The organism is Vibrio sp. WZ-1, assembly GCF_052037695.1.
Classification (GTDB): Bacteria; Pseudomonadota; Gammaproteobacteria; order Enterobacterales; family Vibrionaceae; genus Vibrio.
This window is the reverse complement of sequence record NZ_JBQEQR010000035.1, coordinates 1-15713: the sequence shown is the minus strand read 5'-3', so window position 1 is coordinate 15713 and position 15713 is coordinate 1. Positions and strand designations below refer to the sequence as shown.

The window sequence follows — 15713 nt, the reverse complement described above, 5'->3', positions numbered from 1 at the left end:
TAGAACACAAAACCCGTAAGCATAAACCTTTGTTTATAATAAACTTTAATATCTAACGTACAGCTAGAATAGTAATTAGATCATGGCAGACCAAATACTACAAAAGCAGTACAAGCCTGAATTTCAGGTAAAAAAATACCGGCACTGAATGCCGGTATTTGATTTCAAAAAGTCAAAGTTACTTGTGGTAAGGCTTAGATAGCTCGTGTACCGCTTCCACAAATACGCCCGCGTTTTCTGGCGGCACATCCAAGTGGATACCGTGGCCTAGGTTGAACACGTGACCAGTACCTGCATCGCCAAAGCCTTCTAGAATACCCGCGACTTCTTCGCGGATACGCTCTGGTGAAGCGTAAAGCATTGATGGGTCCATGTTACCTTGTAGAGCCACTTTATCGCCGATACGCGCTTTTGCGTCTGCGATGTTGATCGTCCAGTCTAGACCTACCGCATCACAGCCCGTTGCTGCGATTTGCTCAAGCCACATACCACCGTTCTTAGTGAACAACGTTACTGGCACACGGCGACCATCGTTTTCACGAATCAGACCATCTACAATCTTGTGCATGTATTGCAGTGAGAACAGGTTGTAGTCACGAGGTGTCAGTACACCACCCCATGTATCAAATACCATCACCGATTGTGCACCCGCTTTGATTTGTGCATTTAGGTATTCGATAACGCTGTCTGCTAGCTTATCAAGTAGAAGGTGCAGTGTTTGTGGTTCTGCGTACATCATCTTCTTGATCTTAGTGAAGGCTTTAGAGCTGCCACCTTCAACCATGTAAGTCGCTAGTGTCCAAGGGCTACCAGAGAAACCAATCAGTGGAACGTCACCATTCAAGTCTTTGCGGATTTGACGTACTGCATTCATTACGTATTGCAGTTCACCCTCAGGATCTGGCAGGCCGATTTTTTCTACGTCGGCTTTGCAAGTAATAGGTTTGTCAAATACAGGACCTTCACCAGCAGCAAAACGAAGCTCTAGGCCCATTGCATCTGGGATAGTTAGGATGTCAGAGAACAAGATCGCTGCATCAAGAGGAAAACGGCGTAGTGGTTGAAGCGTTACTTCTGACGCCAACTCCGCGTTCTTACACAAAGACATGAAATCGCCCGCTTGAGCACGAGTTGCTTTGTATTCTGGTAGGTAACGACCTGCCTGACGCATCATCCATACTGGCGTGTAATCTACTGGCTCTTTTAGAAGGGCACGCAGATAACGATCATTTTTTAATTCAGTCATTCCGTAATTCCAATTGTTAGGCTTTCTTTTAAAGGGCGTATTCTATCACTGATTTAAGGCGAATAGCTGTGTGCTTTGCAACCTGGATCAAGTTATTAACTTTTAAATCAGTGCTTAATTTGCACCCAGTCGGTATCAGTGTTAAAAATTTGTTCGCTAGCGAAAACTACAATTATAAACTGAGTACCCAGTACTCAGCATCTCATAACGACATCTTACTTACCCCCTCCCTCTCGGAGGGTTTTTTTTATCTATTTTTCAGCTAATTAGACTTTATATCTTGTAGCGTTTGTTCGATTAGCGCTCGTGCAATGGTTCCCTTAGGCGCAACTGGCGGCATCTCATCGACACCAAACCATTGTGCGTCAGACAGTTCGGCGTAATCTGGATTCAATTCTCCAGAGTCGTAATCGGCCAGAAATGCCATCATCATGCTGGATGGAAATGCCCACGGTTGACTGCCAAAGTAACGGATGTTTTTAACGTGCACGCCTGTTTCTTCATGTACTTCTCGAGCTACGCATTCCTCTAACGTTTCTCCGACCTCTACAAAGCCTGCAATCACGGTATACATACCATTTCTGTGGCGAGGATGCTGTGCCAACAAAATCTGGTTATCTTTGCGTACAGCGACAATGATGCAAGGGAAAATACGCGGATAATGTAACGCTCGACACTCCCCACACTGCATCGCCAGTTGGTTGTTATTGAGGAAATTACGACCACCACATTGCGGACAAAAACGTAGACTTTGCACCATATGTCCATATTGGATGGCTTTACTCATTAACAAAAAAAGTTCTTCTGGAAAATGTAGGCAATCACGTAAAGGAACGAGCTCCAAATCATGGTCAAGATCGGACAAATTCAACCACATGAAAGGGGCTCCCTGATACTCCCCTACTTGCCTTGCATTTACTTCAGGTAGAGAAAGCTGCTCCGAACTACCAAATGGTATAGCACCATCCACCAGCCAAATATCGCTTCCTGAGACAACACACCAATGGGCGTCTTTCATACGGTTTGCTTCACCTTTTCTTAACATTACCACTTCCCTCTGCTTGCAGTTAATCCATTTTACTGGCAATCTAATTTCATACCAGAGTTTGTTGTTTGCCAAATCTGCAACTATAAATTCTAGGAAGGACAAGAGTTTGTATTAACTTTACTAACTTTGCTTTGCAAAGGATACGATCGCCAGTGGGCGTTCAGATCATGAGGGCATGGTCATGCTAAAAAAATTCAAACAAACACAAGCACAATGGGGTGGCTCGAGTGAGGTCATTGATCATTGGCTGGAAACGAGACAATCTTTGATTGTTGAATATTGTAAGCTTGCTGCACTTCAGCCTTGTGCAAAAACTAACGTTATTGAACTACCTACTCCTCAAGAATTACAGCACTTCTGCCAGCACCTTGTGGACTACATTTCCGAAGGCCACTTTAAGATTTACGAGATGGTCATGGACAAGTGGAAAGCAACTGGTTTTGTCGCCACAGATGAAATCAACCAAACCTATGGCAAAATTGTGCTGACAACCGAGCCGTTGCTGAACTTCACAGATAAATATTCAGACGTATCCGAAGATGATGTGCTTGGGGATTTTGACGGGGATATGTCTCTGATAGGGGAAATCATTGAAACACGTTTTGCCGTTGAAGATCACCTGATTAAGCTAATTGCAGATAGTCTTGCAATGCCTCCAGGCGCATAGCGAGAAGCGAGAAAATTCTTGAGGGTTGGCGTGTGTTCGTCAGCCCTTTTTGTTTTTTGGGATTCGGTTCATTTTGCCTGTCTAAGGACATGTTCTATCAACACCTTTCGAGGCCAAACTTCTTGCGCTATCCCTCAAACAACACCTCTCGATTCCTATAGCGAAACGCTCTCGAATCTCGAAGCATAGCGTTCTAACCTCCTGCTTCAAAAAACAAAAAAGGCACCCGAAGGTGCCTTTTCTTTTAAGCTCTTAACGATTACTCGTCAGATGAGAAGCCAGCGTTTAGAAGTGCAGCTAGGTTATCTGTTGCTTGTTCAGCAGATGGACCTTCTTGCTCTTCAGCACGTTTAGCTTGACGCTCTTGGTGGTATGCGAAACCAGTACCAGCTGGGATCAGACGACCAACAATTACGTTCTCTTTCAGACCACGTAGGTCATCACGCTTACCAGAAACCGCAGCTTCTGTTAGTACGCGAGTTGTCTCCTGGAACGATGCCGCAGAGATGAACGACTCAGTCGCTAGAGATGCTTTAGTGATACCTAGTAGCTCACGTTCGAAACGTGCAGGCTCTTTGCCTTCAGCTTCTAGGTTACGGTTAGCAATCTTAACTTGTGAGTATTCAACTTGCTCGCCAGGTAGGAACTCAGAGTCACCTGCGTGAGTAATTGTACACTTACGTAGCATTTGACGAACGATAGTCTCGATGTGCTTATCGTTAATCTTAACGCCTTGTAGACGGTAAACTTCTTGTACTTCGTTAGCGATGTACTGAGTTACAGCGTGTACGCCACGTAGACGTAGGATGTCATGTGGAGACTCTGGACCATCTGCGATCACGTCACCACGTTCTACACGCTCACCTTCAAATACGTTCAACTGACGATGCTTAGGAATCATCTCTTCGTAAGCGTCGCCGCCATCACGAGTGATTACTAGACGACGTTTACCTTTCGTCTCTTTACCGAAGCTCACAGTACCTGTGTGCTCAGCAAGAATCGCAGGCTCTTTAGGCTTACGAGCTTCGAATAGGTCAGCTACGCGTGGTAGACCACCGGTGATATCTTTGTTACCGCCAGATTTCTGAGGGATACGTGAAAGTGTATCACCCACACCTACTTCTGCGCCGTCTTCGATGTTTACAATCGCTTTACCAGGTAGGAAGTAGTGAGCTGGCATTTCAGTACCAGGGATCATTACATCGTTACCTTGCTCATCAACAAGTTTGATAGCTGGACGCATATCTTTACCTGCTGCTGGGCGAGCTGCTGGATCAGTTACTTCGCTTGAAGATAGACCTGTTAGGTCATCTGTTTGACGAGAAACTGTAACACCGTCGATCATGTCTACGAACTGGATGCGACCTGCCACTTCAGTGATGATTGGCATGGTGTGCGCTTCCCAGTTAGCAACAACTTCACCTGCTGTTACTGCGTCGTTGTCCGCTTTGCTTAGCATCGAACCGTAAGGAAGTTTGTGCTTCTCTTTAGTACGACCGAACTCATCAATGATAGTTAGCTCAGATGCACGAGACGTGATTACTAGCTTCTTATCTTTGTTGATTACGAACTTAGCGTTGTGTAGCTTAACGGTACCAGTTGTCTTCGCTTGGATGCTGTTCTCTGCTGCTGCAGTAGATGCCGCACCACCGATGTGGAACGTACGCATCGTAAGCTGTGTACCCGGTTCACCGATAGACTGAGCAGCGATAACACCTACTGCTTCACCTTGGTTCACTAGGTGACCACGTGCTAGGTCACGACCGTAACACTGTGCACAACAACCGAAGTCAGAGTCACATGTAACAACAGAGCGTACGCGCATGCTGTCTACAGAGTTCTCCTCCATGATCTGACACCACTTCTCATCAATTAGAGTGTTACGTGGGATCAGAACATCTTCTGTACCTGGTTTAAGAACGTCTTCAGCAACTACACGACCTAGCGCTAGCTCAGTTAGTGCAACTTTAACATCACCACCCTCGATGTGAGGCATCATGTCAACACCCTCGTGAGTGCCACAGTCATGTTCAGTTACAACAACGTCTTGAGCTACGTCTACTAGACGACGAGTTAGGTAACCCGAGTTCGCTGTTTTCAGTGCCGTATCCGCAAGACCCTTACGAGCACCGTGCGTTGAGATAAAGTACTGAAGTACGTTTAGACCTTCTTTAAAGTTCGCAGTGATCGGCGTTTCGATGATTGAACCATCTGGACGCGCCATCAGACCACGCATACCCGCTAGCTGACGAATCTGTGCAGCAGAACCACGAGCACCCGAGTCAGCCATCATGTAGATGCTGTTAAACGATTCTTGTTGCTCTTCTTCACCATCACGGTTAACTACCGTTTCAGATGAAAGGTTTGCCATCATCGCTTTTGCTACGCGATCGTTGGTCGATGCCCAGATATCGATAACTTTGTTGTATCGTTCACCCGCAGTAACAAGACCAGATTGGTATTGCTCCTGGATTTCACGTACTTCTTCTTCCGCTTCTGCGATTTCAGTGTACTTAGCTGGCGGTACAACCATATCGTCGATACCAACAGATACACCAGATAGTGCCGCGTATGCGAAACCTGTGTACATGATTTGGTCAGCGAAGATTACAGTGTCTTTCAGACCTAGCTTACGGTACGCCTCGTTTAGTAGGTTAGAGATTTGCTTCTTACCTAGCTTTTGGTTAACGATGCTGTACGGTAGACCAGCTGGCACGATTTGCCATAGCATTGCACGACCGATAGTTGTATCAACCATCTTAGTCTCAGTTGTGCTGTTGCCGTCTTCGTCTACAACTGTTTCTGTAATACGTACTTTAACGCGTGCGTGAAGTTCAGCGGTCTTAGTGCGGTATGCTTTCTCAGCCTCTGCTGGGCCAGAAAGGTACATGCCTTCACCTTTCACGTTGATCTTGTCACGAGTCATGTAGTACAGACCCAATACAACGTCCTGAGAAGGTACGATGATCGGATCACCTGACGCTGGCGACAGAATGTTGTTTGTCGACATCATCAGAGTACGAGCTTCAAGCTGTGCCTCTAGAGTTAGAGGTACGTGAACCGCCATTTGGTCACCATCGAAGTCCGCGTTGTACGCCGCACACACTAGTGGGTGTAGCTGAATCGCTTTACCTTCGATCAGTACTGGTTCGAACGCCTGGATACCTAGACGGTGAAGTGTAGGTGCACGGTTCAATAGTACTGGGTGTTCACGGATTACTTCGTCTAGGATATCCCAAACTACCGCTTCTTCACGCTCTACCATCTTCTTAGCAGCTTTGATTGTAGTCGCAAGACCACGAGTCTCTAGCTTGCTGTAGATAAATGGTTTGAATAGCTCAAGTGCCATCTTCTTAGGAAGACCACACTGGTGTAGACGAAGGTATGGACCTACTGTGATTACAGAACGGCCAGAGTAGTCTACACGTTTACCTAGAAGGTTCTGACGGAAACGACCTTGTTTACCCTTGATCATATCAGCAAGAGATTTCAGAGGACGCTTGTTAGAACCTGTGATCGCACGACCACGACGACCGTTGTCTAGTAGCGCATCAACAGACTCTTGCAGCATACGTTTTTCGTTACGTACGATGATGTCCGGAGCAGCTAGCTCTAGAAGACGCTTCAAACGGTTGTTACGGTTGATCACACGACGGTATAGGTCGTTCAGATCTGAAGTCGCAAAACGACCGCCATCTAGTGGTACTAGAGGACGTAGATCTGGCGGAAGAACTGGAAGTACAGTTAGGATCATCCACTCTGGGTTGTTGCCAGATTGAATAAACGCTTCTACCAGTTTCAGACGCTTAGTTACTTTCTTACGCTTAGTTTCAGAGTTAGTGGTTTCTAGCTCTTCACGCATTTGTTCTGCTTCAGCGTGCATATCCATAGAACCTAGTAGGTCCTTGATTGCTTCTGCACCCATCTTAGCAGTGAACTCGTCGCCCCACTCTTCTAGACGATCCAGATACTCTTCTTCAGTAAGCATCTGAGATTTTTCTAGATCAGTCATACCTGGTTCTGTTACTACGTACATTTCGAAGTAAAGAACACGTTCGATATCACGTAGAGGGATATCCATTAGTAGACCGATACGAGACGGTAGCGATTTTAGGAACCAGATGTGAGCTACTGGTGAAGCTAGCTCGATGTGGCCCATGCGGTCACGACGAACTTTAGTTTGTGTAACTTCTACACCACACTTCTCACAGATAACACCACGGTGCTTCAGGCGCTTGTACTTACCACAAAGACATTCGTAGTCTTTAACTGGACCAAAGATACGCGCACAGAACAGACCATCGCGTTCAGGTTTGAACGTACGATAGTTGATCGTTTCAGGTTTTTTAACTTCACCGAAAGACCATGAACGGATCATGTCTGGTGAAGATAGACCGATTTTGATTGCATCAAATTCTTCGGTCTTATGCTGTGCTTTTAGAAAGTTTAATAAGTCTTTCACAATCAGCTCCTGTAAGGAGTTAAAAGGAGCTCACCCGCTAAAGTGAGCACCTTCTACTAAATAATCGCTGTATATCTCTCTCAACCTTGGCTGAGAGAGAAAGAGATTACTCTTCGTCTTCTAGCTCGATGTTGATACCTAGCGAGCGAATCTCTTTCAACAATACGTTGAACGATTCTGGCATACCAGGTTCCATGCTGTGGTTACCGTCTACGATGTTTTTGTACATCTTAGTACGGCCGTTAACGTCATCCGACTTAACCGTTAGCATTTCTTGTAGAGTGTAAGCAGCACCGTATGCTTCTAGTGCCCATACTTCCATCTCACCGAAACGCTGACCACCGAACTGAGCTTTACCACCAAGTGGCTGCTGAGTTACTAGGCTGTACGAACCAGTTGAACGTGCGTGCATCTTGTCATCAACAAGGTGGTTCAGTTTCAGCATGTACATGTAACCTACTGTTACAGGACGCTCAAACTGGTCACCCGTGCGACCATCAAACAGTTTTAGCTGACCAGATTCTGGTAGGTCTGCTAGTTTCAGTAGCGCCTTAATAGCCGCTTCTGGTGCACCGTCAAATACTGGAGTCGCGATTGGTAGACCGCCACGTAGGTTCTTGATCAGAGTACGAACTTCGTCATCAGATAGAGAAGCAATGTCTACTTTCTGGCGAGTTTCGCCTAGATCGTAAACTTTCTGTAGGAACTCGCGGAATTTCGCTAGTTCTTGCTGCTCTTTAACCATCTGGTTGATCTTGTCACCGATACCTTTCGCTGCCAGACCTAAGTGTACTTCTAGGATCTGACCGATGTTCATACGCGAAGGTACACCCAGTGGGTTAAGTACGATGTCGACAGGCTGACCTTTCTCATCGTATGGCATGTCTTCAACAGGGTTGATCTTAGAGATTACACCCTTGTTACCGTGACGACCCGCCATCTTATCACCAGGCTGGATGCGACGTTTAACCGCTAGGTAAACCTTAACGATCTTCAGTACGCCAGGTGCTAGATCATCACCTTGTGTGATCTTACGACGCTTAGTTTCGAATTTCTTATCGAAGTCAGCTTTTAGCTCGTCCCACTGCTCTGCTAGTTGTTCTAGCTGAGTTTGTAGAGCGTCATCTTCAAGCGTTAGTTCTAGCCACTTCTTGCGATCAGTTGTGTCTAGTTTCGCTTCAGAGTAACCACCATCAATCAATACAGCGCGAACACGGTTTAGAAGGCCACCCTCAAGAATCTGGAATTCTTCAGTTAGGTCTTTCTTCGCTTCTTTAAGCTGCATTTGTTCGATTTCAAGCGCACGCTTGTCTTTCTCTACGCCATCGCGAGTGAAGACTTGAACGTCGATAATCGTACCTGAAACAGAGTTAGGTACACGTAGTGAAGTATCTTTAACGTCAGATGCTTTTTCACCGAAGATTGCACGTAGTAGCTTCTCTTCAGGCGTTAGCTGAGTTTCACCTTTAGGTGTTACTTTACCAACTAGGATGTCGCCACCCTTAACTTCAGCACCGATGTAAACGATACCTGACTCGTCTAGTTTAGACAGAGCAGATTCACCTACGTTTGGAATATCCGCTGTGATCTCTTCAGAACCAAGCTTAGTATCACGCGCCACACAAGTAAGTTCTTGGATGTGGATAGTCGTGAAGCGGTCTTCTTGAACTACGCGCTCAGATACTAAGATCGAGTCTTCGAAGTTGTAACCGTTCCAAGGCATGAACGCGATACGCATGTTTTGACCAAGCGCTAGTTCACCAAGGTCTGTTGAAGGACCATCAGCAAGAACGTCACCGCGTGATACAGGTTCACCTGGCATCACACATGGGCGCTGGTTAATACATGTGTTCTGGTTAGAACGTGTGTATTTAGTCAGGTTGTAGATGTCGATACCAGCTTCACCTGGTACTAGCTCTTCTTCGTTCACTTTAACAACGATACGAGAAGCATCTACTGACTGGATTACACCACCACGTTTAGCAACTGCAGTTACACCTGAGTCAACTGCTACGTTACGTTCAATACCAGTACCAACAAGCGGTTTGTCAGCTTTCAGTGTTGGAACTGCCTGACGTTGCATGTTGGCACCCATCAATGCACGGTTCGCATCATCGTGTTCTAGGAACGGGATAAGCGATGCAGCGATAGATACAACCTGGTTTGTCGCAACGTCCATGTACTGAGCGTGCTCACGAGGGTGTAGACCAGATTCACCTTTTTGACGAGCTGTGATCAGCTCATCTGCAAAACCGCCTTCTTCAGTTAACGCAGCGTTAGCCTGTGCGATAACGAATTGGCCTTCTTCGATTGCAGATAGGTAATCTACTTCGTCTGTAACAACGCCATCTACAACGCGACGGTAAGGAGTCTCTAGGAAACCGTACTCGTTACAACGCGCAAACGCAGATAGAGAGTTGATCAGACCGATGTTTGGACCTTCTGGCGTTTCGATCGGACATAGACGACCGTAGTGAGTTACGTGAACGTCACGTACTTCAAAGCCAGCGCGTTCACGAGTTAGACCGCCAGGACCCAATGCAGAGATACGACGTTTGTGCGTAACTTCTGATAGCGGGTTGTTTTGGTCCATGAACTGTGAAAGCTGTGAAGAGCCAAAGAATTCTTTAACCGCTGCTGAAATAGGCTTAGCGTTGATCAGGTCTTGAGGCATGATTGCATCAAGGTCACCAAGGCTTAGACGCTCTTTCACTGCACGTTCAACACGCACAAGACCAACACGGAATTGGTTCTCAGCCATTTCGCCTACAGAGCGGATACGACGGTTGCCTAGGTGGTCGATATCGTCCACTTCGCCTTTACCGTTACGGATCGCAATAAGCTTCTTCATCACTTCGATGATGTCTTGCTCGTCAAGCGTACCTTGTTCTAGAGCATCTTCACGCTCGATAGAACTGTTGAACTTCATACGGCCAACAGTTGATAGGTCATAGCGCTCTTCAGAGAAGAATAGGCTTTCGAATAAAGCTTCAGCAGCTTCTTTTGTTGGTGGCTCACCAGGGCGCATCATGCGGTAGATTTCTACCAACGCAGAAATACGATCAACAGTGCTGTCGATACGTAGCGTTTCTGACATGAATGGACCGTGGTCTAGATCGTTCGTAAATAGAACTTCTAGCGCTTTGTGGCCAGCCTGAGATAGGTTCGCTAGCGCTTCCAGGCTGATTTCCTGGTTAGCGTTTACAATGATCTCGCCAGTTGCTTCGTTAACGTAGTCTTTCGATGCAACTTTACCAACGATGTACTCAACTGGTACTTCGATGTGATCAACGCCATCTTTTTCTAGTTGGCGGATATGACGAGCTGTAACGCGACGACCTTGCTCAACGTAAGTCTTACCGTTCGCTTCGATATCGAATGACGCAGTTTCACCACGTAGACGATCTGGAACCAACTCCATAAGTAGAGTTTGGTCTTTCACTTCGAAGTTCACTTTCTCGAAGAAGATATCTAGGATTTCTTCTGACGTTTTACCAAGTGCACGAAGGATGATCGATGCTGGTAACTTACGACGACGGTCGATACGTACGTATAGGTTATCCTTAGGATCGAACTCAAAGTCTAGCCATGAGCCACGGTAAGGAATTACACGTGCGTTGTATAGAACTTTACCTGAAGAGTGGGTCTTACCCTTATCGCTGTCGAAGAACACGCCTGGGCTTCGGTGCAGCTGGGATACGATAACCCTCTCGGTACCATTGATTACGAAGGTACCATTGTCTGTCATAAGCGGAATTTCGCCCATGTAGACTTCTTGTTCTTTAATGTCTTTTACAGTACCTGCTGGTGCGTCTTTATCAAAGATTACTAGACGTAGTTTTACGCGTAGTGGCTTTGAGTAAGTTACACCGCGGATTTGACATTCTTTAACGTCAAAAACTGGCTCACCAAGACGGTAGCTAACGTATTGCAGCTCAGAATTGCCGTTGTAGCTCTGAATTGGGAATACAGAACGGAAAGCAGCTTCAAGACCGTATTGACCTTCAGGATCCTGTTCGATGAATTTGTCGAACGAATCGAGCTGGATCGATAGCAGGTATGGAATGTCCAAAACTTGTGGACGAGTACCAAAGTCCTTACGGATGCGCTTTTTCTCGGTATAAGAGTAAACCATGGGGTTCCTCAGCTCGCTGATAAGTGACCCAAACTGTCCGCCCGCTCCTAGTTACTTAAGGGGGGTAAGGGACAGTGACTAAATAGCTGTTTACTGTAGTGACATTCCATTACGAAAGAATGAAATGTTTTTTGCTTGGATATAAGGCGCTTAAACAGCGGGAAAATTCGCCTATACCCTACAGCGCAAAAAGGCCGGTGGTTAAAAAACCACCAGCCAATTAGCCGTTAGGCTAAGAAACTATGCAATAATTACTTAACAGCAACAGTTGCACCAGCTTCTTCTAGCTGAGCTTTAAGAGCGTCAGCTTCTGCTTTGTCAACACCTTCTTTAAGAGGTGCTGGAGCGCCGTCTACAAGAGCTTTAGCTTCTTTAAGACCTAGGCCAGTTGCGCCACGTACTGCTTTGATTACAGCAACTTTGTTACCGCCAGCAGATTCTAGGATTACGTCGAATTCAGTTTGCTCAGCAGCAGCTTCGCCTGCAGCAGCGCCGCCAGCTACAACAGCAGCAGCAGCAGAAACACCGAATTTCTCTTCCATTGCTTCGATTAGTTCAACAACTTGCATTACAGACATTTCTGCAACTGCGTCTAGGATTTGCTCGTTAGTGATAGACATAACAATTCTCTTTTAAATCAACAATAAGTTTAAATAGCAACCAGTGAAAAGCAAGGCTTACGCAGCAGCTTCTTCTTTTTGGTCGCGTAGTGCAGCGATAGTACGTACCAGCTTGCCTGCAGAAGCTTCTTTCATGCACATCATTAGGCGTGCGATAGCTTCGTCGTAAGTTGGTAGTGTCGCTAGTACTTCAGCGTCAGTTAGCGCGCCTTCAAATGCAGCAGCTTTGATCTCGAAGTCTTTGTTCTCTTTAGCGAAGTCTTTGAAAAGACGCGCTGCAGCACCTGGGTGCTCATTAGAGAATGCGATTAGCGTAGGACCAGTGAAAGTGTCTGTTAGACACTCGTACTCAGTACCAGCAACCGCACGACGCATAAGTGTGTTACGAACAACACGTACGTAAACACCAGCTTCACGAGCTTGTTTACGTAGTGATGTCATAGCGCCAACTTCTACGCCACGAGAATCAGCTACAACTGCAGAAAGTGCACCACTGGCAGCTTCGTTGACTTCAGCAACAATTGCTTTTTTGTCTTGAAGGTTTAAAGCCATCTTGGATTTACTCCTGGTTGTCGTTACACCACTCACTATCATCACGACAGTGAGAGTTATTCAGGTGCTTCCCAGAAGAAAGGTAACTATTTACATAGAGCTTTCTGTCAGTTCGGGCACCATCTACGTAGGAAATATTAAGCCTTCATTTAAAAATAAAGTCAGACACCTACGGTCTTGGACGGAGACTGGGTCTTAATTCATTTAGAACCAAAGTTCAGCCCCAACCACAAATATTAGGCGCAAAATTATACACAAATTTTGCGCCTAAGCAAATAAATTATGCTTGAGTGTTCAGGCTAGCCTGATCAACAGCAACACCAGCACCCATAGTAGTAGAGATGCTTACTTTCTTCAGGAAAGTACCTTTCGCTGAAGATGGCTTAGCTTTCTTCAGAGCAACTAGAAGTGATTCTAGGTTCTCTTTGATCTGCTCAGCAGAGAAGTTTGCTTTACCGATAGTAGTGTGGATGATGCCGTTTTTGTCGTTACGGTAACGAACCTGACCAGCTTTAGCGTTTTTAACTGCTTCAGCAACGTTAGGAGTTACAGTACCAACTTTAGGGTTTGGCATAAGACCGCGAGGACCTAGGATAGTACCTAGTTGACCTACAACGCGCATTGCATCTGGAGAAGCAACAACTACGTCGAAGTTCATTTCGCCTTTCTTAACTTGCTCAGCAAGATCTTCCATACCCACGATGTCTGCGCCAGCTTCTTTAGCTGCTTCAGCGTTTGCACCTTGAGTGAACACTGCAACGCGGATTTCGCGGCCAGTACCGTGAGGTAGTACAGTTGCACCACGTACGTTCTGGTCAGATTTACGAGCATCGATGCCTAGGTTAATAGCAACGTCAACAGATTCTACGAATTTAGCAGTCGCTAGTTCTTGAAGAAGAGCTACAGCTTCGTTGATTTCGTACTCTTTAGTTACGTCAACTTTTTCGCGGATTACGCGCATGCGCTTAGTTAGTTTAGCCATCTTATTAACCCTCTACCACTAGGCCCATTGAACGAGCAGTACCAGCGATTGAACGCTTCATTGCTTCGATGTCAGCACCAGTCATATCAGCAGCTTTAGCTTCTGCGATTTCTTGGATTTGAGCGTCAGTTACAGTACCAACTTTTTCAGTGTTTGGACGACCTGAACCAGACTTAACGCCAGCAGCTTTCTTAAGTAGAACAGCAGCAGGTGGAGTCTTAGTTACGAACGTGAAAGAACGGTCGTTGTATACAGTGATAACAACTGGAGTAGGTAGACCTTTCTCTAGAGATTCTGTTTTCGCGTTGAACGCTTTACAGAATTCCATGATGTTAACACCGTGTTGACCTAGTGCAGGACCAACTGGTGGACTTGGGTTCGCCATACCAGCTGCAACTTGTAGCTTGATGTAAGCTTCAACTTTCTTAGCCATGATAATTCCTAAGTTTGGGTACAAACGCTAATCACTGATCAGCTCCCCGTTTGTGAAAAAACTCTTTACTTCACGAGAAGTAAAAAGGCGCGAAATTATAGTCATAATTCGCGCCTTAGACAACCCTTAAAAAGGTGTTTTTTTAATCAAGTTTTTCAACCTGACCAAATTCAAGCTCAACTGGTGTTGCACGACCAAAGATCGACACAGACACTTTCAGGCGGCTCTTCTCATAATCCACTTCTTCAACAGTACCATTGAAGTCAGCAAATGGACCTTCGTTAACACGTACCACTTCACCCGCTTCGTACATAGTACGTGGACGAGGAGCTTCACTCGCCTTCTCAAGACGGTTAAGAATAGCGTCAGCTTCTTTATCTGTGATAGGTGCTGGACGGTCTGAGGTACCACCAATGAAGCCCATGACACGCGGCACACTGCGTACTAGGTGCCATGATTCATCGTTCATAATCATCTGAACAAGGACGTAACCTGGGAAGAACTTACGCTCAGATTTACGACGCTGACCCGCGCGCATTTCCACTACTTCTTCAGTAGGAACCAGTACTTCACCGAATAGCTCTTCCATGCTGTGCATTTTGATATGCTCGCGAAGAGACTGAGCTACACGACCTTCAAATCCAGAGAAGGCTTGAACCACATACCAGCGTTTTTTTGGAGCTTCACTCATGAATTAAAACCCTCTATACCCCAGTCGCTAGAGCTACTAGACGAACCATAATGCCGTCAATACCCCAAAGCGCTAGAGCCATTACAATACTTACAGCTAAAACGATCAGTGTTGTTTGCATAGTTTCTTGGCGAGTAGGCCAAACAACCTTACGAACTTCCATACGAGATTCTTTTGCAAAACTGATCGCTGCTTTACCTTTAGTCGTTGTTGCTGCAACGCCAAGAGCAGCTGCAATTAGAACAACAACGCCTGCAGCGCGAACCACCACAGACATTTCACCATACAGGTAATTACCCACAACAGCGGCCGCTGCTAATACGAAAGCGGCAATCCACTTAAACGTATCGGCTGCGTTTGAGCTATCAGGAGTTTCAGCATTATTTGCTTTCATAAACCAACCTGTCACAAGTCTTACTATAGACGACAACAACCCCGCTGTTGCAGGGCAAACTCCATATCGCTGAAAAAATCAGCGTTACACTCTTAAGATTAAGCCTCACTGGCCAATCTTGCTCTGCTCTCAACCAAATTCTGAACAAGAAAACAGCTAAAAAAAAGTTGAGTGCAGAAAAAGGGCATCAAATGATGCCCTTTTTGCTACTGGTTCGTCAAATCTAATTCAAGATTTTCAGAAGACATTCGGCAATTCGTTAAGAATTAGTCGAAGATCTTAGCAACAACACCAGCACCTACTGTACGGCCACCTTCACGGATAGCGAAACGTAGGCCTTCATCCATAGCGATAGGAGCGATTAGCTCAACTTGCATTTGGATGTTGTCGCCTGGCATTACCATTTCTACGCCTTCTGGTAGAGAGATGTCACCAGTTACGTCAGTTGTACGGAAGTAGAACTGTGGACGGTAGCCTTTGAAG

11 protein-coding genes and 1 pseudogene are annotated in these 15713 nt (G+C 45.9%); 1 reads left to right on the top strand and 11 read right to left on the bottom strand.

Annotated elements, in window-relative coordinates; genetic code table 11:
- Positions 1–178: 178 nt before the first annotated feature.
- Complete coding sequence (gene hemE / locus ACTS60_RS01060) at positions 179–1246, bottom strand: uroporphyrinogen decarboxylase (RefSeq protein ID WP_005433634.1); 1068 nt, start codon at positions 1244–1246, stop codon at positions 179–181.
- 262 nt (positions 1247–1508) lie between these two features.
- Entirely contained in the window at positions 1509–2291 is a 783-nt protein-coding gene (gene nudC, locus ACTS60_RS01055) for an NAD(+) diphosphatase (protein WP_440886800.1), read from the bottom strand.
- 178 nt (positions 2292–2469) lie between these two features.
- On the opposite strand from nudC, the gene rsd reads away from it, so the two are divergent.
- Positions 2470–2961: a sigma D regulator gene (rsd, locus tag ACTS60_RS01050; RefSeq protein WP_440886799.1), complete on the top strand. Its 492-nt coding sequence runs from the start codon at positions 2470–2472 to the stop codon at positions 2959–2961.
- 259 nt (positions 2962–3220) lie between these two features.
- Here the strand turns inward: rsd and rpoC are convergent, their stop codons facing one another.
- The 9 genes and pseudogenes from rpoC to ACTS60_RS01005 all read right to left on the bottom strand — a co-directional run.
- Complete coding sequence (rpoC, locus tag ACTS60_RS01045; RefSeq protein WP_440886798.1) at positions 3221–7423, bottom strand: DNA-directed RNA polymerase subunit beta'; 4203 nt, start codon at positions 7421–7423, stop codon at positions 3221–3223.
- Positions 7424–7529: 106 nt separating this feature from the next.
- The gene (rpoB, locus tag ACTS60_RS01040; protein WP_440886797.1) at positions 7530–11558 is read right to left on the bottom strand and encodes a DNA-directed RNA polymerase subunit beta; all 4029 of its coding nucleotides are present in this window, start codon (positions 11556–11558) and stop codon (positions 7530–7532) included.
- A 251-nt stretch (positions 11559–11809) separates the two neighbouring features.
- Positions 11810–12178: a 50S ribosomal protein L7/L12 gene (gene rplL, locus ACTS60_RS01035; RefSeq protein ID WP_010444402.1), complete on the bottom strand. Its 369-nt coding sequence runs from the start codon at positions 12176–12178 to the stop codon at positions 11810–11812.
- Positions 12179–12235: 57 nt separating this feature from the next.
- Complete coding sequence (gene rplJ / locus ACTS60_RS01030; protein ID WP_010444404.1) at positions 12236–12730, bottom strand: 50S ribosomal protein L10; 495 nt, start codon at positions 12728–12730, stop codon at positions 12236–12238.
- Between the two features lie 280 nt (positions 12731–13010).
- Complete coding sequence (rplA, locus tag ACTS60_RS01025) at positions 13011–13712, bottom strand: 50S ribosomal protein L1 (protein WP_010444406.1); 702 nt, start codon at positions 13710–13712, stop codon at positions 13011–13013.
- A 4-nt stretch (positions 13713–13716) separates the two neighbouring features.
- Positions 13717–14145, bottom strand: coding sequence for a 50S ribosomal protein L11 (rplK, locus tag ACTS60_RS01020; RefSeq protein WP_134837057.1), 429 nt, complete (start codon positions 14143–14145; stop codon positions 13717–13719).
- A 142-nt stretch (positions 14146–14287) separates the two neighbouring features.
- Positions 14288–14836, bottom strand: coding sequence for a transcription termination/antitermination protein NusG (gene nusG / locus ACTS60_RS01015; RefSeq protein WP_005451123.1), 549 nt, complete (start codon positions 14834–14836; stop codon positions 14288–14290).
- Positions 14837–14849: 13 nt separating this feature from the next.
- Entirely contained in the window at positions 14850–15230 is a 381-nt protein-coding gene (gene secE / locus ACTS60_RS01010) for a preprotein translocase subunit SecE (RefSeq protein ID WP_005451121.1), read from the bottom strand.
- A gap of 266 nt (positions 15231–15496) precedes the next feature.
- A pseudogene (locus tag ACTS60_RS01005) lies at positions 15497–15713 on the bottom strand (elongation factor Tu); the annotation flags it as partial.